This is a genomic window from Butyrivibrio sp. NC2002 (genome assembly GCF_000702265.1).
Lineage (GTDB): Bacteria > Bacillota > Clostridia > Lachnospirales > Lachnospiraceae > Butyrivibrio.
The window spans coordinates 694594-712996 of sequence record NZ_JNKZ01000004.1 but is presented as its reverse complement, the minus strand read 5'-3'; the positions used below and the strand labels follow the sequence as shown (position 1 = coordinate 712996).

The following is an 18403-nucleotide window of genomic DNA, read 5'->3' as shown; positions in this document are numbered from 1 at the left end:
ACCTCACATAAGCATTGAATTGTAAGTCACCAGGAGCACACTTAGAAGCACCGGAAGTGCAAAGTGTATTGTCTGATGAAGTTTTCTATCGATTATCATTTTGGGAATTCCTATGACAAGAGCAAATACCATAGACAGAATAAATGTGAGCGCCAGCTCTTCGATTGTTAAAAACATTGAAATTACTATAAACAGTTTTATGTCTCCGCCGCCAAGGGCTTTCAAAAAATAAAGGAAAATTCCTATCACAAAAGTTATAAGCATTTTTAAAAGCACCACAGGTATTTTGTCAGGACCATGTCCTGCTGCCGCAAGCGCAAGCCCTATACCTGCATATATCAAAAGCCATGCATTGAATATTTTGTTTTTTAAAATGTCTGTAAGAACAGAACCTGATAACAGAAAATATAAAACCTTTATTGCCATAAACTACCTCTCTATTTTAAAAATCTATTTGGGTGTTCATTAGAACATACGGATAAGCCGGCATACGCGACTGCATACATCAGACTTGTATCGGTTAATAAGGCGAACGCCTGCCGGCTCATCCCGGGAAATTGTTTGCTGCGATTTGCAACGTTGACGATAATATCAGCGGTCAATTTCTTTGTCAATCGAGCATTTTCCCATGATTTTTAATTTCATATATTCTGTTAATATTTGCAATTATTCGCCATCGCAAAAAAGAAGCCGAACGCGGCGCTGTTTCTAAACACCTGTTCGGCTTCTTGTTCATATTTTATACTTATAGTAGAAACTCATTTTTTTGAACAAATTGTTAACAAATCAAAAAAATTACATCATGCTTTAAGTCCTCTGGACATAATATCCCCGGAAATGCTCTCTGTGAGCTGATTTTTGCCATATGTAAGTCCCACATAAACTTTTGGAACATTTTTCATAATAGATTTTTCATTATCCATTTTTTCCAAAGAAAGATATGCTTCATGAAGAGAATTAAATGTTCCTTTCACATGCACTAAAACTTTCGTATCAAATCCTGCAATCGCCTTAAGAAGCTGCCTTTTTTCGAAAATATAAAGTCCAAGGAGATTATTTGCAAGTTCGTATCCTAAGTTCAGTGAATGGATCAGTTCGTCTATGCAGTTTCCGGCCCTTTGAATTCCCTCTATAAAGCCTTTCCTGTTGTCCTTTGAAAGCTCTGATTCTGCCTCATTTATATAATCCAGAACCATTTCGTAGAGAATTGTGATCATCTGGGTTTTGTTTGCCATAGTGATCCTTAATGTGTAATCCCTGATCTTTTCCTGTGTCATAGTTACCTCACTTTACTGCAGAAGCTGTAATACCTGTGAAGGTCTCTCGTTTGCCTGTGCAAGCATTGATGTTCCCGCCTGAGAAAGCACCTGCTGGGTTGAATAAACTGTCATCTCTTCCGCCATGTCGACATCCATGATCCTTGAGTAAGCAGCTGTCATATTTTCATCAACCACATTTATACTCTTACTTGTATGCTCAAGTCTATTCTGATAAGCGCCCAGTCTTGCTCTTATGTTGGATACCTTCTGTATTGCTGATGAAATATCTCTTATTGCCTGATCTGCTCCGGTATTGGGAGCTGTTTTTCCTTTTTCATTGGAATACCTTAGTGTTTCGTAAATCTTTTTCCCTTTGATTTCATCAGTCATCTCAGTATTTTCGAGAGTTTTATCAAGTACCTTTTGAACAGGCTCATCAATAAAATATTCATTGGCGAACATCCTGACTTTATCAGCATCAGTTACCGGAGAAAAATCAACATCCACCGCTTTATCTATTCTGTCGATCGTATTTGTGATCTCTGTGATGTTATCAAGAATGTCCTTGTAGGGCTGTGCTTCCAGCTTTATAAAGCTAATCTGTTCCTCCGACATATCAGGAGTTACTTTGCTCATGATAAGGTCATAATCCGCCTGTACAGTTGCTTTATATTCATTTAGATAATCCGCATAGGATAAATACTTGTTCCATTCTTCCGTGGATTTTTTATCGTTACTTTCAGCTTGTGTCAGGAAATTGGCTTTTGATGCCGAAACTATGTCCTTTACTTGCGCGCCTGTAAGTGTGTTATTATCGTTTGCTTCCTTAAGTGTTGCCAGATCCTGCTTTGTAAGACCATAGTATTTGACAAAATTCTCCACATCCGTTTCCGGATCACCTGTGGGAGTTATGTTATCCATAAGGCTTTCACCGGTTTCTGCCTGATAGAGTGTATCCATATCCTGAAAGAGAGCCTGGAAGGTATCTATGGAAGCCTGTCTGGTTTCGGTATTATCTTTAGGTGTTACTCCGACAATATCAGTTGTTAATATCGTATAGATATTTCTTGCCGTAGTATTGCTGTAAGTATCAAGGTCATAGCTGTCCAGAGCCTGCTGCTGAGTAGCTGCGACAAAATATTTTTCTATGAATGTTCCTACTATTTCTTCTTTATCGAGGCCTTCATTTACATCAGGAAAAGAGTCAGATACTCCATTTCCTTTAAGAAGCTCATTAATATCATCAGCAATAGCCTGATATGCCGGATTTCCCTGCAGCTCTGCATATTGAGAAAGCATATTGCTGTACTTCTGCATCTTATCAAGGTAATCAGTTGTGGTATAAAAATCTTTTGTATTATTTTCTATATTCTCGTAGTAGAAATAGTAGCTAGTCGCATACTTTGTGCCAAGCCATACATCACTGTATGGTGTGTTCCCGGAGATATCCCCTGTTGTCAGATTTTTTACATTTGCTTCAACGTCTTCATATATTGTTCTGGTAAAATCTGTATAAACAAGTCCCAGATTATCGAGGCTTATAGTCGGTATTCTCGCATTCAGGGTTACGCCTTCATTTGCACCTATCTGCAAAGTCATATCGCCTTTTCCTGTAAGTTCCAGATTTACCGTAGCATTATCGAGATCTTCCGTTACACGGATTTCGATATATCTGTCATCTTTTGTCTCCATACGAATGATGTCGCCATCTGTAGTAATTCTGGCATCACTCATGTACGGATTATCTCTGTCTATCTGCTTTGTTATGGGATCGTATTTATAGATTTTTATATACTCACTTCCCATGTCGGTAATATCAAGTTCGCCGATTCTCTTATTAAATTTAGCGGTTAGGCCTTCTATCACATAATTTCCGGGATCGACATTACTACTGTATTCATTGACTGTGATATTAGGATCTGTCACGTTCTGCCCTGCTACAGCATCACCGGTTGTAGCATATCCTCTTAGATCAAAAGAGCCGTCGAGAAGATTCTGACCGTTAAACTGCGTTGTTTCGGCTATTCTGGTAATTTCTTCCTTTAGCTGATCAATCTCATCCTGGATCGTCTTTCTGTCATTGTCAGAATTTGTTCCGTTTGTTGCCTGAATCGCAAGCTCACTCATTCTCTGGAGCATATCATGAACTTCATTTAAAGCACCATCTGCTGTAGCCATGATCGAGATTCCATCACCTGAATTGTTACCGGCCTGTTTAAGACTGCGGATCTGAGCATGCATTCTTCTGGCCATGGCAAGGCCTGATGGATTATCTTTAGCATTTGCTATTTTTAATCCACTTGATAATCTTTCGATTGATTCTGCCAACTTATTGTCATTGGAAGCAAGGGCATTGTTTGCGATCATAGCTGAGATATTGTAGTTAACTTGCATGATGACCTCCGATTTTACGTCTGTATTGCATGTACGAAAAAGCCTGCCATCCTTAGCAAAGTTCTACTGTCGGAAATTCCGTTTTCCCCTTCAGATACTGCATCTGCAGCATTTGACATGTGATACATGATACCTATGTTATTTACATCTATATTTATATTCGGCATATTATCCGATATTTCTGAGACAAAATTTTCCCTAATTTTCTCCATATATTCTGTTAAATATTCAGAAGATGCGCCGGATGCAGCAAAAATGCCCTTTGCTTCTCCATCCAAAAGAGTAAGGGCCATGGAAATATGACCGTAATCCTCGGTATCAACCGAAGTCTCAACCTTTGATCCGCCACCCTCTTTACTCTTTAATGTGATATTCATAGAAACGTATCTTCCATCTATTTCTACAGGCACTTCAAAGCTGTCATTATCTGCCATTTTGCTCATAACAGAAATCTGCTTCTTAACAAGCCTCATTGCCTTTACATCTATATATGAGTCTGCCTGATCTATCATTACCTCATTTATTTTTCCCTCAAATTCTTCAAGGTGCTCTTTATATGACGTCTTATAATCTTCAGTATTCATAAGATCGTCGAGCATATCCTTCTTCGTCTCGGAAAATGCAAGATGAGCTGCACTTTCAATGCGATCCCATTCTGACTTTCTGCCCCTTCTTCTCTTTCTTATATCAATCAAAGCTTCAAGATTTTTGATTGTTGCAGGAAGTCCCTTTTCTGTAAGCTCTTTTGTAAGAGACTCCGCATCGCTTCGCTTTACTGTATCCCTAGACTCTTTTGCATTTTCGTTAATATATGCTCTTAAGTTTTCTTTCGCTGTTTCAGCTTCATTTATCTCTTCAAGCCTGTTTGCAAGATTTTCCAAAAGAGTATCATTATCTGGCTTTGCCGCATGCAGCTTTTCAGGCTCAAGATTTCTGTAAACGGTGTCTGCTTTTTGGCTGTAATAGATAAATGCTGTCTCTATCTGGGCTGAAATCGATTTTGTGATCCGCTTTCCCTCTTCAAAATTAGATACACTATCATCTATCTTTACATCGAGCCCTTTCTTTTCTCTTTTAAGAGTCCTGTCCGCTGTCAAAAGATTACCGATAGTCATCTCGGCTCCGGTTTCAAGAACTGCTCCTATAGCTGCATTGTCAGTTACTTTAAGCCTGTTAAAGAGCCTGTATATGCCTATGTAGGATTCTTTTTCTTTAGCTGATATCTCATGATTTCTCTCAAGCTTATACAAAAACTCAGAATACTTTTCCTCTCTTTTTGACTCGTCCTTTTCCCGGTTGCCAAGCTCTGATGACAGCTCATTTAATGTCATCTTAAGAGGATTATGCCCATTTCGTATCATCGATAGAACAGCGCCCGGCTTAAGATTATCTGTTATGTCCTTAAGCTTTACGTCTATGCTTCTTACTCTCTCGATATTTTCAGGACTTATTTCTATTTTGTTATATCCAAGTATTCTTATGGCGCGCCTGTTTTCTTCTGAAACTTCAAGCTTTTGCTCAGTTAAAATATCATCAATATTCCTAAATGCCTTCTTTATGTTATCTCCCAGGTCGCCTCTTACCTGCGTTCCCAGGGTTTCATATTCTCTTTTGGCATTTTCATAGCTCGCCTTAACTCTTTTGGCATGACCTATTATTTCATCAAGCGTGCCGGGCTCTCTATTTACATATCTTCCAAGAAAAGAAATCGGCATTTCCGGAAGTTGTGCGATCTTACTCGTTGCCTTATCAAAAACTGCATAATTTTCCGGTTCATCAGGAAAAAGTGACTTACCTATTTCATCTATGGCCTTATTCATTTCGCCTATAAGCTGCTTCATAGGCGTTGTTTCTATCTGAATTCCCTTGTTAAGAAGCCTTAGATTGACAGATACTGACATTGAAAGCCTTATTTCTTCAAGCTGCCTTCTTGCCATAAGAAACTGCTGATCTTGATCCGCCTTAATATTTTGTCCGGCTGTATCTGCATCTGCGTTTGCTCCTTCTGATATTACGGCACTCTCTCCGTTTTTTTCTTCATCAAAAATACTCTTAAGTGTCAGGGCTTTTTCTATGCTTACATTCTCAAAACTGCCTTCTGCTTTATATGCCAATTTTTCAAGAGCCCTATTTATTGCTCCGTCCGATATCCTTGATGTCTTTTCATTTATTTCGACTGCTCTTTTTAGATTGTTTTCCTCATTCTGAACATTCGCCATAGCTGCTGCCTTCTCATTTGCTATTGATGAAGCTGCAAGCGCCAAAACATCAGAATCTTTCAAGGGAAACTCAAGATTCTTAAGCATGTTTACATTTTGCAAATTATCTCCTGTAAGAGGGATTGATTCTTCGATCATCCATCTGGCATTGTTTTTGGCCTGGCTGTATATTTCTTCTTCGTCCTGTACATATCCAAGATCTGCAAGTATCTTATCCACCTGGTCTTCAAGAGTTTTCCAGTCTACTTCATCAGGCTTCTTAGCATAATAGCCTTCCTGTCCATCAGCATAAAAGCCTCTGGAATTGATGTTTTGGCCGTTTGTTGCATGCATTGCCATATAGATGTTCTGAATGGTCGGCTCCATCTCGTTAAGAGTCATATATTTAACCGCACCATCAGTAAGAGATGTCACTTCACTCATCTTTGAAAGTACATCCATTGTGTCTTTGACATTTGTTTCCGAAACGGGGATATCATTTTCCTTAAAAGATTTAAGAATGTCGTTCGCAAGCCCTTCACTTCCTGTAATCTTCTTAAGCTCACCTGCTGAAATATCATCTGTAAATCCAACAATGTTCTCTCCGGACTTTGCAAGTTCTGCCTTGATCCTGTCAAGGATAGTAACCGCTTCTTCGCTGCTTACTTCAGATAAATCAAACCCATCCTTTAGTCCCTTGGAAAAATCCTCCGAGGACATATTGTTAGCCATTACAGACATAAAATTATGGCGCACCTTCTGATCGGTATTTTGCGCCTCTTTTATTACATCATTCTTAGTACGGGATCCTTTTCCATACGCATTTGTATTTATCAGACTACTGGCAAGGTCAACACTTAATGCCCCTGTGCTTTTTGTCTTGTTTTCTTTACCTGTCTGAAAAATTAGTCCAGCTTCCTTGCCGTTTGATATTTTCTCAAAATCGGAATCCGTTCCATTTAAAGCCTGCAAAGAAATATTCATCAGGTCCTCCGATTTTTAAAAGTCATTATAATATGAAAAAAAGGTAACAGGCACATCTTATGCCTATCACCTTTTATTTCGGTTTAAACTGTATGATACTTTAACATGTAATTATTTCTTCTTTGAAGATTTCTTTGCGGAGGAAGCCTTGGAAGATGTTTTCTTTACAGGCTTTTCAGCTGCCTTTCCGGTTTCTTTTTTTACTGTTTTCTTAGTATCTTCCTTCTTAGATGCTTCCTTTGGTGCATCAGGATTCTGGAATACAAACAACTCTGCTCCATAAGGAGGAATATTCATTGTTATGCTGTAATCCTTGTAATCGCAAAGTCCGGGCTCTGCTGTTATGCTATCAGGAATTCCTGAGCCGCATCCTGCATACTTTTTGTCCGCACTGTCTAAAATGTGCTTATATTTTCCTGCAAAAGGAACGCCCACCTTGTAATTTGGCACTTCCATCGGAGTAAAGTTTATCACAAACAGGATATTGTCTTTTCCGTTTATTGCTCTTCTGTAGAAGCTGAAAATACTGTGGTCCGCATCATCTGCGTTGATCCATTCGAATCCGCCCCAGTCATTATCAACCTCGTAAAGTGCAGGATATTTTCTGTATATCTCAAGCAAGTCTCTAACATAATCCTTCATTCCTCTGTGAAGGTCTTCCTGAAGAAGGAACCAGTCGAGTTCCCTTTTCTCGCTCCATTCTCTCTCCTGTGCAAAGTCCTGTCCCATGAAGAGAAGCTTTTTTCCGCTATGACCAAACATAAATGCATAGCCTGCTCTTAAGTTTGCAAACTTATCAACCTTATAACCGGGCATCTTCTCAAGCATAGAGCACTTAAGATGAACAACCTCGTCATGTGAAAGAGGAAGAATGTAATTTTCTGCGTTATTGTAGCTCATTGCAAATGTCATCATGTGATGAGCGCCTTTTCTGAAGTACGGATCAAGCTTCATGTATTCGCAAAAATCATGCATCCACCCCATGTTCCACTTAAATGTAAAATTAAGTCCATCGTCTTCAATAGGCGCAGTGATCTTGGGCCATGCTGTTGATTCCTCAGCGATCATAAGCACTTCAGGATAGGTTCCTCTTATTACACTATTAAGGTGTTTGAAGAATTCGATAGCATCGTAGTTTTTGTTTCCACCGTCCTTATTAGGAACCCACTGACCGTCTCTCTTGCCATAGTCAAGATACAGCATTGATGCGACCGCATCTACTCTGAGTCCGTCTACATGGAATTCTTTTATCCAGAAAAGTGCATTAGCAATAAGGAAGTTCTTTACTTCATTCTTGGAAAGATTGAAAATCTTTGTTCCCCAGTCAGGATGCTCACCCTTCCTCGGGTCCGGATCCTCGTAAATGCAGGTTCCGTCAAAACAGCCAAGACCAAATTCATCCGGGCAGAAATGGGCAGGTACCCAGTCAAGGATAACACCGATGTTATTTTTATGAAGCAGATTTACAAGGTACATAAAGTCAGTAGGCTCGCCGTATCTTGCTGTAGGCGCATAGTATCCTGTTACCTGATATCCCCATGATCCGTCAAAAGGATGCTCAGCAATGCCTATGAGTTCCACATGTGTATACTTCATTTCCTTTAGATACTCAACAATCCTGTCAGCGAACTGTCTGTATGTATAGAAGCCATCCTCTGTTCCGTCGGGATGCTTCATCCAGGAACCTATATGACATTCATAAATTGCAAGAGGCTGTCTGTTTATGTCTTTGCCCTTGATGCTCTCATACCACTTGCTATCGCTCCATTTAAATTTAGAAAGATCTGTCGTTCTTGAAGCATTGCCCGGGCGAAGCTCAGCATAATTGGCATACGGATCTGCCTTGTAGAGCTTTCTTCCATCCTGCGTAGTAATAAGATACTTATAGAGTTCTCCGGTTCCAACTCCCGGAATAAAAAGATGATATATTCCAATCTCACCGCTTCTTTCCATCTTGTGAGATGTCTCATCCCAGCCATTGAAGGATCCAATAACGTGAACCTCAGCTGCATTTGGTGCCCAGACAGCGAAATACATTCCCTTAACACCATTCTCCTCAGAAACATGCGCACCGAGTTTTTTGTATATATCATAGTGAGTTCCCTGTCCAAAAAGATACTCATCTGCTTCAGAAATAAATACTGTCTGCCCCATAAAAAATTCCCCTTCGTAATAAGATTATGTAAAAATTTAATTTTAGTATACCACTCTTTTAGTGAAGAAAATCTTTTTCTCTGAGAATGATCATGTCTTCCTCATTAAAACGTTTTCTTAAAAGTACATCAACGACATGTCCTATGGACCTCTTATTTGCATAATAGATCGCATCGTCAACCATGTCCCTTACTTCTTTTACCGTAACCTCGTGATCAAGTGTCTGTCTCTCTGCAATCTTCTGGTGAAGTGCAAGGATTCCGAGGTTATCGATAACATGCTCTTTTTCGATGGCATACTGTTTTGCATAGGCCACAAGAGAGTCGTCGTCAAGCGCTTCTATATCTACTCTTACATTGAAACACTTTTTAAGCTCCGGATACTTATCAAGCAGCCTATCGATGTCGTCCTTGGTATCTTCTATAACTACTATGTATCCTTTGTTCTCATTCTGCAAAAGTTTAAGCAGCGTCTTAACCGTTGCTTCTTTAAGGTCAGCTGCACGTCTTATAATAAGCGCGCCGTTTACTATCTTGTCAAAAATAGGGCTTACGGTTCTCTTATTAAGAGTTATAGCAGATATCATTGCAACCTTACCTGAGAAGTTGGAATCTGTTGCCTGTGCTGCCTTGATAAGTCCCTTAGCAAGATTAACGGTTCCCGCACCCTCTTCGCCGGTAACTATCGCATTATTGGTATATGCAGCCATACTGAGGTTGTCTATTGCCTCAATGATCTGCTTTCTGCTCTTTCTATGATGAATATAAGGTCCGAAAAGTTCCTTTTCTTCAGGTGTCATGACACGGACTCTGTCTTCCATGCCCTTATCTTCCTCTGAATCCTCATCTTCTTCGGAAGGTACTTTTTTCTTTTCTTCCTTTATCTTGGTATCAGCAGCTTTAGCTTCATCTTCGGATTCGTCTGTTGTTATCTCTTCTTCTGAAGATTCTTCTGAAGCCTCTTTAGATTCATCTTCAGCAGTCTCTTTATCATCTACATCTTCTACATCTTCTGAATCATCTGTATCTTCTTTAATATCTGTTTCTGCTTCAGTTTCTTCTTCGGATTTATTATCTTCAGAAGCGAGCTTCTTTTCAACTGCCTCTGCATCAATGTCAGCAGTCTCACCAAGATCTATCTCAGGTTGTAATTCCTGTGCAGGCTCAGAAACATCTACAGCTTCCTCAGAATTGGATGCCCACTCTTCTTCCTGCTCTGAGCTGTCCACAGTCTGCGCTAAATCCAGATCACTTCCTGTAAGCTGTACCATGGAAGTAGTATTCTGAAGGTCAAGCGCTGCTCTTATCTCATCATCGGGCTCTTCATTAAGAAGAGGCTCTGTAAGATTTTCATCGAAATCTTTGAAAAGCTCACCGGTTTCAGAAGCTACGAGCTTTTTAACATTTCTAAGCTGCTTTTCTTTTTGGGATTGCTTAAAGGACTCCCAATCCTTCATAAACTCACTTATGCTTATCTGACCTGTTATCTGATCATCAACCTGCTTCTTTTCATCGATAGCCATACTGATCTGACCATCATATTCCTGAGAGAGCATCTTATCGAAATGGCTGTTGATCTGATATCTCGCATTCGGCCTGATGACAGCACCGGGAACCTCATCCTGAAGAGGTTCATCCATAAAGACAGCTCCCTTGTACATTGCATGCTCATTCATAGTGCTCTGCGCAAGGTCTGCAACTATCTCTTTATCTTTAAGCTCTGCAGATAGCGGGGTCTTTGGTGCCTTTATCTCTTCCTTGACAGTAGATGCTTTTTCCTCTGCTTCTTTAGCCTCTTTAAGAGCATCGATACTTTTTTTCGCTGCTTCAACACCCATTCTTATTTCCTGGACGCCCCATACCTTGGTATCAGCATCATGGATATCCTCAGGAAGTTCAGCCTCAGTCTCTTTTGAAGACTCGTCCTGCAAATATGCTTCGGTATCTTCTGCTGACTGTGTAGCCTGTGCAGCATTATCCTCCTGCGGTATTTCATAAGATTCTGCCATACTGCCTGTATCAGTTGCATTAGTTGTATCATCTGCAATAACTGATCCTGCAGCATATGCAATATCTCCGGTTTCGGCAGTTGCCTCTGCAGCAAATTCTCCGGTAGACTCCGTAGCAAAAGAAGGCTGATCTTCATAAGCTGTATCATCTTCTACGCTTGGACCGTTAGCATCTGCAAAAAGAGCAGCTTCGGGACTGTTATTTAAAACTTCTTTTAAATTGGCCGCAATTTCCTTTTGCAGGTCCATTGTGTTGTAGTTATTTACATTGACAGTCGGGACTTCATAATCTGATGCGCCATCCTGCGCAGGTTCCTCATCATTGTAGTACTGAGTAGTCTGATAAGAATTATCTGCACTTTCTTTGGCAAGATCCCCTGCTTCGAAATTCTCCGGAATCGGAGGAATCTCCTTGGTAGGTGTTTTCCCTGAGAGGGGCATATCAACTCCCCTTGTTGCCTTTTCAGGTTCAGGAGCATTTAATCTGCCGGAAACCTCTGCCTTATATTTTTGATAAACTGCCTTCTGTTCAGGTGATAGGGGTTCATGCAAAGCTTTCAGTTCCAGGGCTTTTATGACATATCTTCCCTCTCTCATGTATAAGAAAAGCTCGTCACATTCCTCAATACATTCAGTTGTAAGTCCTACTCTGTGATATAAGTATGCCAGCTCGTATGCCCACTTTTCGTTGTAGTCATGCTTTTTATACTCTTCGAGCACAGCTATTCTCTCCTCGAGGCTGACCTCCTGAGCTTCGTAGAGTTTGTACTGAAGTATATATCTTGCTGTATTTCTGGGAGCGAGTCTTACGAATTCCTTATAATATTCGATAGCCTGCACAAATTCGCCCATGGCGATTGCAAGCTCACAAAGAGAATAGACTATTTCTCTTCTGGTTGGGCTTCTGTCATAGGCAAGGAGAAGAATATCCCTGCTCTCTTCAAGTCTTCTGTTTACTTTATATAAATCGCTTATGGCACAAAGCATACCGACACTTTTAACTCTCTTCCAGTCAATTGTGTCGGCTATCCGTACCGCTTCTTCAAATCTATGTTCCCGCATCAGGTTTTTTATTTCGTCTGCGCGAATTTTATATTCAGTTTTATCCAAAATCTTGTCCCCTTAACTAATTCCATACTATATCTAGTGTAAGTTTAGCATACGGCACTAGTGATGTCAAAAAATGCATTGCCAAAAAGCCGCATAAATACTAACTTTTTTGAAGATGTGCAATTTATTTTTCTGTGTTATACTGACGATGGATTGGAGATAGATATGATATTTGAAACACATGCGCATTATGATGACGAAGCCTTTGATGAAGACAGGGATTTACTCCTTTCTTCTATGGCAAAGAACAATATTGGAACAATAGTAAATGCAACCTCTTCAAAAAAGACGGTTGAAACTTCTATTGAGCTTACCAAAAAATACCCTTTTATATACACAACCATAGGTGTTCATCCAAGCGACTGTGCAGAAATGGATGATGATGAGCTTAAATGGCTTGAAGATAAGCTTTGCTACGAAAAAGCTCTTGCAGTTGGCGAGATAGGCCTTGACTATCATTATGACGAACCTTCTAAAGAAATTCAGAAAAAATGGTTCGAAGCTCAGATAGAAATGGCCAGAAAAGCCTCAAAGCCTCTTATTATCCACTCAAGAGATGCTGCAAAAGATACTCTTGATATAATGAAGGCACTTCATACAGAGGAAATCGGAGGAGATATCCACTGTTTCTCCTATTCAGTCGAAATCGCCAAAGAATATTTAAACATGGGATTCTACGTAGGCGTAGGTGGAGTCATTACTTTTAAAAACGGAAAAAAACTCCGCGAAGTTGTAGAATATGCACCTATAGAGCAGATTGTTCTCGAGACCGATTCGCCTTACCTCTCCCCTGAACCCTTCAGAGGAAAGAGAAACTCTTCACTTAATCTGCCATATGTGGCTGACAAGATTGCAGAGATCAAGCATATGTCCGTTGATGATGTAATAGATATCACTACGTCTAATGCCCAAAAGCTCTACAAGCTGTAAAAACCTGTTATACTGACCATGGATTGGAGAATGAAAATATGGCTACACTTGGATGCGCTTCTGAAACTAAGAAGGTAATTGAAAAATATAATTTAAGTATACAGAAAAAGTTCGGGCAGAACTTCCTCATCGACGACTCTGTACTGTCTAAGACTGTTGAAGCAGCAGGAGTTACAAAAGAAGATACTGTCCTTGAAATAGGTCCCGGAATCGGAACTATGACACAGTACATTGCAGATAGTGCAGGAAAAGTAATTGCTGTAGAAATTGACAGAATGCTTATACCAATTCTTGAGGACACACTCTCAAGCTATGACAATGTCAAAGTGATAAATCAGGATATTCTCAAAGTAGATATAGAAAAGATAGTTCAGGAAGAAAATGGAGGAAGACCTATTAAAGTAGTGGCAAATCTGCCCTATTACATTACTACCCCCATATTAATGAGGCTACTTGAAAGCGAGCTTCCTATTGAAAGTATTACTGTTATGGTACAAAAAGAAGTTGCAGACAGGATGGCCGAAAAGCCCGGATCTAAGGATTATGGCGCTTTATCACTTGCCGTACAGTATTATACAAATCCCACTATGGTTCAAATAGTTCCTCCGAGCTGCTTTATACCACAGCCCGGAGTTGATTCTGCTGTTATCCATCTTGCATGTCATAAAGAGGCACCTGTCAAAACAGTTGATTCTAAATTTATGTTTGCAATAATAAGAGGCGCTTTTGCACAGAGAAGGAAGACTCTTTCAAATGGTATTACCAACGCAAATCTTGGTATAACCAGAGATCAGGTTGTTTTGTGCCTTGAAAAAATGGGTCTTGATCCCTCAATAAGAGGCGAAAAACTAAGTCTTGAGGAATTTGCCACTATTTCAAACCTTCTCTATGAGTTTACTCACTGATTTTTCTGATAGGCTTTTTCTTTTTCAAAATCAGAGCTTTGCATTTCATATTCCTCTTTTACTCTTAATCTGCGATTTTATAATTACTAAAGATTCAGCTCCGAAAGCACTATCTTACCTTCTCTGATGGTTTCGGGAACAAGTATTATTCTTTGATTGGATGATCCTCTGAATTTAAGAGAGATATCTTTAAGAGACAAAACAAATTCTCCATCCACAAGTACATCTATCAGGTTTAAAATAGCGGCGGTATCTTCCGAATGACATCTTTTATTGTTCTCATCATTAAGTTCTTCCCATGTGTAACCTGAATAAATCCAGATTGTTTTATTTGGAAGTTCCTTCTTTACTCTCTCAAGAAAAGGTCGTACAACCTTTTGGTTTACTACTTCCATTGGTTCTCCACCAAGGACAGTAAGTCCCGTAACGTATGCAGGGCGCAGAGAATCTATGATCTCATCTTCCACTTCTTTTGTGAAAGGCTTTCCATAATTAAAATCCCATGTGTCTGCATTAAAACATTCCTCGCAGTGATGTGTGCATCCAGATACAAATAGTGAAGTCCTAACTCCGGTGCCGTTAGCTATATCCGTTGTCTTTATTTCTCCGTAATTCATATTCTCTCTCCATATTATATGTACAAATAAGGAGCTACCTTACGATAGCCCCTTTTCCCCATTTTATATACCATTTTCTCCCATCGATCATGGAAATCTCCGTTAATTTGCCGAGTACTACGGAGATCACATTTCCATATTAAAGATGAAGTACTCTCTCTTTTATTTCCTGCGTTCTACCCTGATTCCAATACTGGGTTCCGATGTAACCGCAGGTACGTCTTGCGACATTCATTTTGCTCTGATCGGTGTTACCGCAATTAGGGCATTTCCAAATAAGTTTACCGTCTGTGTCGGTTTCGATTTGAATTTCTCCATTGTATCCACAACACTGACAATAGTCGCTCTTAGTATTAAGCTCTGCATACATGATGTTCTCATATATGTACTGCATAACTGCAAGAACAGCCTCGATGTTGTTGTTCATGTTCGGAACTTCAACATAGCTTATTGCTCCTCCCGGAGAAAGTGCCTGGAACTCAGACTCAAATTTAAGCTTTGTAAATGCATCGATCTTCTCGGTTACATGAACGTGATAGCTGTTTGTTATGTAGTTTTTATCAGTAACGCCTTCGATAATACCAAATCTCTTCTGGAGAGCTCTTGCAAACTTATAGGTTGTTGACTCAAGAGGTGTTCCGTACAAACTAAATGAAATGTTGGTCTCTTCTCTCCATTTAGCACATTTATCATTCATAAACTGCATTACACGAAGTGCGAAATCTTTTCCTGCAGGATCGGTATGTGTTACACCCTTCATGAACTTGGTACACTCGCAAAGTCCGGCATATCCAAGTGATATTGTTGAATAATTGCCATAAAGGAGCTTATCGATTGTCTCGCCCTTCTTAAGTCTGGCAAGAGCACCGAACTGCCACAAAATAGGAGCTACATCGGAAGGAGTGCCAAGAAGCCTGTTGTGTCTGCACATAAGAGCACGCTTACAAAGCTCTGTTCTCTCTTCCATAATCTCCCAGAACTTTGCCTCATCTCCGCCGGATGAACAAGCTGCATCAACAAGGTTTAATGTTACAACACCCTGATTGAATCTTCCGTAGTATTTATGGTCGCCTTCATGATAGTTCTGAGCATTTGCAATATTGCCCTTGTTGCAAAGACCCTCTTTAACGTCTTCGCTATCAACTGTAAGGAAGCTTCTGCATCCCATGCAGGGATATACATCACCTGATTTGTATTCCTTCATCTTCTTTGCAGAAATATAATCCGGAACCATTCTCTTTGCAGTACACTTTGCAGCGAGCTGTGTAAGATACCAATAACGTGTTCCCTCGTGGATATTGTCCTCGTCAAGAACATATATAAGCTTAGGGAATGCAGGTGTAATGTAAACACCCTTCTCATTCTTAACACCTATTATGCGCTGCTTGAGCATCTCCTCGATAACAAGCGCAAGGTCTTCTCTTATCTGTCCCTCAGGTACTTCGTCAAGATACATAAATACAGTGATGAAGGGTGCCTGGCCGTTTGTGGTCATAAGTGTTATTACCTGATACTGAATGACCTGAACACCTCTCTCAATTTCCTTGCGGACACGCATCTCAGCGATCTCATTTATCTGATCGTCTGTTGCATCCATCTTGGCATCGATGAATTCCTGACGAACCTCTTTTCTGAATTTCTGACGGCTGACATCTACAAAAGGTACAAGATGTGAAAGAGTGATGCTCTGTCCGCCATACTGAGAGCTTGCAATCTGGGCTATAGCCTGTGTTGCAATGTTACATGCTGTTGAAAAGCTCTTGGGACGTTCGATCATTGTCTCAGAAATAACAGTTCCGTTCTGAAGCATATCCTCAAGGTTTACAAGACAGCAATTGTGCATATGCTGAGCAAAATAATCCGAATCGTGGAAATGGATTATTCCATCCTTATGAGCCTTGACCACATCCTCAGGAAGAAGAAATCTGCGTGTGATATCACGGCTGACCTCTCCTGCCATGTAGTCTCTCTGAACACTGTTTACAGTGGGGTTCTTATTTGAATTTTCCTGTTTTACTTCTTCGTTGCTGCACTCGATGAGAGACATGATCTGCTCATCTGTGGTATTGGACTTACGCACCAGTGCATGGCGATAGCGGTATGTAATGTATTTGCGGGCTACCTCAAACTTGCCGGAATTCATAAGGCCGTCCTCGACCATATCCTGAATTTCCTCAACGTTTGCAGCTCTTGTAAGAAGGCCGCACTTATCCTCAACCTGAGCCTCAATTTCTTTAATCTGCTCCATGGATAAGCTCTGGTCAGGAGTCACTTCCTTATTTGCTTTCTCGATGGCAGCCAAAATCTTGGAGCCATCAAAAGTAACTTCTTTACCGCTTCTCTTGATAATCTTCACTGGATAACCCCTCTCTTTTCTTCTTACTATTATTTAAGTGCCCCTCACACGTCACATATATCTTTAGATAGATAGTAGCCACCAGAAACTATATCTTGTGGCTACAATTAAATGATAATACATTATATGGTATAAATCAAGTAACAATTTATCGTCACTTTATTTTCCGCACATATTCAAGGCGGCTCAGCATTGAAGCTATTTTTAAAAGACTCTTGTTATCCGTAATTTCGTTTCCGGACTCGTAGTATGTTGTATTATATCCAACCACTATATCTTGTGGTTGATCAAAAACAAGCTCTTTGTCTTCTCCCGATATCTCAAGGCCAAGCACATCCCCAAGATGGCGTATTGTACCATAATTCCCATCAATCAGGTGGATATTTTTGCCCAATAATTCTCTGTACATTGGTTTAAAGTAGTTAAAGTGCGTACACCCAAGCACCAGAGCATCATATTTATCCGCATCAAAATCTTTGAATTTGTCAGTTAAATATTTTCTTACTTCCTCAGTATCGTACTCGCATCTCTCGGCAAAGGTTACAAGCTGAGGCATTTCAAGAAGATCTACGCTGTGATCCTTATCAACTCTGACTAGAAGATTCTTAAGCTTCTTCTCCCTTATTGTTACAGGAGTTGCCATAACCAGAACTCTTTTATCGTCGTCCTCTTTATTCTCAACAGCCGGCTTCACAGCGGGTTCCATTCCTATTATAGGAAGCTGATATTTTTTCCTCATCTCTGCTACTGCAACACTTGTCGCAGTATTACAGGCAATGACAACACTGTCCACCTTTTTATCTATGAAAAATCTGATGATATCATCTACATACGAAAGAATCTGTTCCTCTGTCTTAAGACCGTAGGGAACATGCTGTGTATCTGCATAAAATATGTATTCCTGTCCCGGAAGAAGGTGAAATGCTTCGTTAAGCACTGACAGTCCGCCTATTCCGGAATCTAAAATTCCTATTTTCATAAACTTCCTCATTGATGTATATTAAATATTGTAAGTTTGTAAAGGATGAACCTGTAATGAACGACTCTTATATTAATGAATTAAAAAAAATATATGATGACAAAAAAGTAAGCCCTTTTATCCAGGAGGTCTGTGAATACTTTGCCACCAGACAGGAATATAACGATGAATCCTACACTCAGGAAATCGAGCCCAAGGAAATCGTCGAACCTGTCTATACTCTTTTCATGCTTCAACGAAGAGAGCTCATTCTGGATGAGCTTTCCTACGTAAGGAAGCGCTATCCAAACCTTTTTTCATACGTGGAGCCCCTCTATGAGAACATACTCGTACACATGGATATGCGTTCCCTTGAAGAAGAGAACGCATTAAGGCTTAGCATGGCTATAGATAATAAAGTGTCTTCATCGGACATTTCCGCAAAAGTGGAAACTCTTACCGATTCCTGCGAAGACTTAACTGAAGCACTTGATAAATTCTACAGCTATCTACATTCATTTTCATAATGT

General features: G+C 40.0%; 12 protein-coding genes. 3 read left to right on the top strand and 9 right to left on the bottom strand.

From position 1 onward, the window contains the following. Positions 1–3: 3 nt before the first annotated feature. The 6 genes from T543_RS03265 to T543_RS03240 all read right to left on the bottom strand — a co-directional run bounded on the left by T543_RS03265 (position 4) and on the right by T543_RS03240 (position 12107). Positions 4–426, bottom strand: a complete 423-nt coding sequence (locus T543_RS03265; RefSeq protein ID WP_035765676.1) for a prepilin peptidase — start codon at positions 424–426, stop codon at positions 4–6. 374 nt (positions 427–800) lie between these two features. Next, positions 801–1277: a flagellar export chaperone FliS gene (locus T543_RS03260; RefSeq protein WP_035765674.1), complete on the bottom strand. Its 477-nt coding sequence runs from the start codon at positions 1275–1277 to the stop codon at positions 801–803. A gap of 12 nt (positions 1278–1289) precedes the next feature. Beyond that, positions 1290–3653 (bottom strand): flagellin N-terminal helical domain-containing protein, encoded by a 2364-nt coding sequence (locus T543_RS15000; protein WP_051638491.1) that lies wholly within the window; start codon positions 3651–3653, stop codon positions 1290–1292. 14 nt (positions 3654–3667) lie between these two features. Beyond that, entirely contained in the window at positions 3668–6835 is a 3168-nt protein-coding gene (locus T543_RS03250; protein WP_035765672.1) for a DUF6240 domain-containing protein, read from the bottom strand. Positions 6836–6946: 111 nt separating this feature from the next. Continuing rightward, the gene (glgB, locus tag T543_RS03245) at positions 6947–8989 is read right to left on the bottom strand and encodes a 1,4-alpha-glucan branching protein GlgB (protein ID WP_081829903.1); all 2043 of its coding nucleotides are present in this window, start codon (positions 8987–8989) and stop codon (positions 6947–6949) included. A gap of 58 nt (positions 8990–9047) precedes the next feature. Continuing rightward, positions 9048–12107 (bottom strand): tetratricopeptide repeat protein, encoded by a 3060-nt coding sequence (locus T543_RS03240; protein ID WP_035765670.1) that lies wholly within the window; start codon positions 12105–12107, stop codon positions 9048–9050. Positions 12108–12272: 165 nt separating this feature from the next. Between T543_RS03240 and T543_RS03235 the strand changes: the two genes are divergently transcribed. After that, positions 12273–13037, top strand: coding sequence for a TatD family hydrolase (locus T543_RS03235; RefSeq protein WP_035765667.1), 765 nt, complete (start codon positions 12273–12275; stop codon positions 13035–13037). Positions 13038–13075: 38 nt separating this feature from the next. Next, complete coding sequence (rsmA, locus tag T543_RS03230; protein WP_035765665.1) at positions 13076–13942, top strand: 16S rRNA (adenine(1518)-N(6)/adenine(1519)-N(6))-dimethyltransferase RsmA; 867 nt, start codon at positions 13076–13078, stop codon at positions 13940–13942. Positions 13943–14028: 86 nt separating this feature from the next. On the opposite strand, the gene nrdG is transcribed toward rsmA, so the two are convergent. From nrdG to murI, 3 genes are all read right to left on the bottom strand, one after another. Continuing rightward, positions 14029–14559: an anaerobic ribonucleoside-triphosphate reductase activating protein gene (gene nrdG / locus T543_RS03225; protein ID WP_035765663.1), complete on the bottom strand. Its 531-nt coding sequence runs from the start codon at positions 14557–14559 to the stop codon at positions 14029–14031. Positions 14560–14698: 139 nt separating this feature from the next. Continuing rightward, on the bottom strand, positions 14699–16915 hold the full coding sequence (nrdD, locus tag T543_RS03220) for an anaerobic ribonucleoside-triphosphate reductase (protein ID WP_035765660.1): 2217 nt from the start codon (positions 16913–16915) through the stop codon (positions 14699–14701). Positions 16916–17069: 154 nt separating this feature from the next. After that, entirely contained in the window at positions 17070–17894 is an 825-nt protein-coding gene (murI, locus tag T543_RS03215; RefSeq protein WP_035765657.1) for a glutamate racemase, read from the bottom strand. 56 nt (positions 17895–17950) lie between these two features. Between murI and T543_RS03210 the strand changes: the two genes are divergently transcribed. After that, on the top strand, positions 17951–18400 hold the full coding sequence (locus T543_RS03210; RefSeq protein WP_035765655.1) for a hypothetical protein: 450 nt from the start codon (positions 17951–17953) through the stop codon (positions 18398–18400). The last annotated feature ends 3 nt before the right edge of the window (positions 18401–18403 follow it).

Coding starts and splice junctions, on each gene's coding strand:
- T543_RS03265 (WP_035765676.1), bottom strand. CDS start 426: ATGGCAATAAAGGTTTTATATTTTCTGTTATCAGGTTCTGTTCTTACA.
- T543_RS03260 (WP_035765674.1), bottom strand. CDS start 1,277: ATGACACAGGAAAAGATCAGGGATTACACATTAAGGATCACTATGGCA.
- T543_RS15000 (WP_051638491.1), bottom strand. CDS start 3,653: ATGCAAGTTAACTACAATATCTCAGCTATGATCGCAAACAATGCCCTT.
- T543_RS03250 (WP_035765672.1), bottom strand. CDS start 6,835: ATGAATATTTCTTTGCAGGCTTTAAATGGAACGGATTCCGATTTTGAG.
- glgB (WP_081829903.1), bottom strand. CDS start 8,989: ATGGGGCAGACAGTATTTATTTCTGAAGCAGATGAGTATCTTTTTGGA.
- T543_RS03235 (WP_035765667.1), top strand. CDS start 12,273: ATGATATTTGAAACACATGCGCATTATGATGACGAAGCCTTTGATGAA.
- rsmA (WP_035765665.1), top strand. CDS start 13,076: ATGGCTACACTTGGATGCGCTTCTGAAACTAAGAAGGTAATTGAAAAA.
- nrdG (WP_035765663.1), bottom strand. CDS start 14,559: ATGAATTACGGAGAAATAAAGACAACGGATATAGCTAACGGCACCGGA.
- murI (WP_035765657.1), bottom strand. CDS start 17,894: ATGAAAATAGGAATTTTAGATTCCGGAATAGGCGGACTGTCAGTGCTT.
- T543_RS03210 (WP_035765655.1), top strand. CDS start 17,951: ATGAACGACTCTTATATTAATGAATTAAAAAAAATATATGATGACAAA.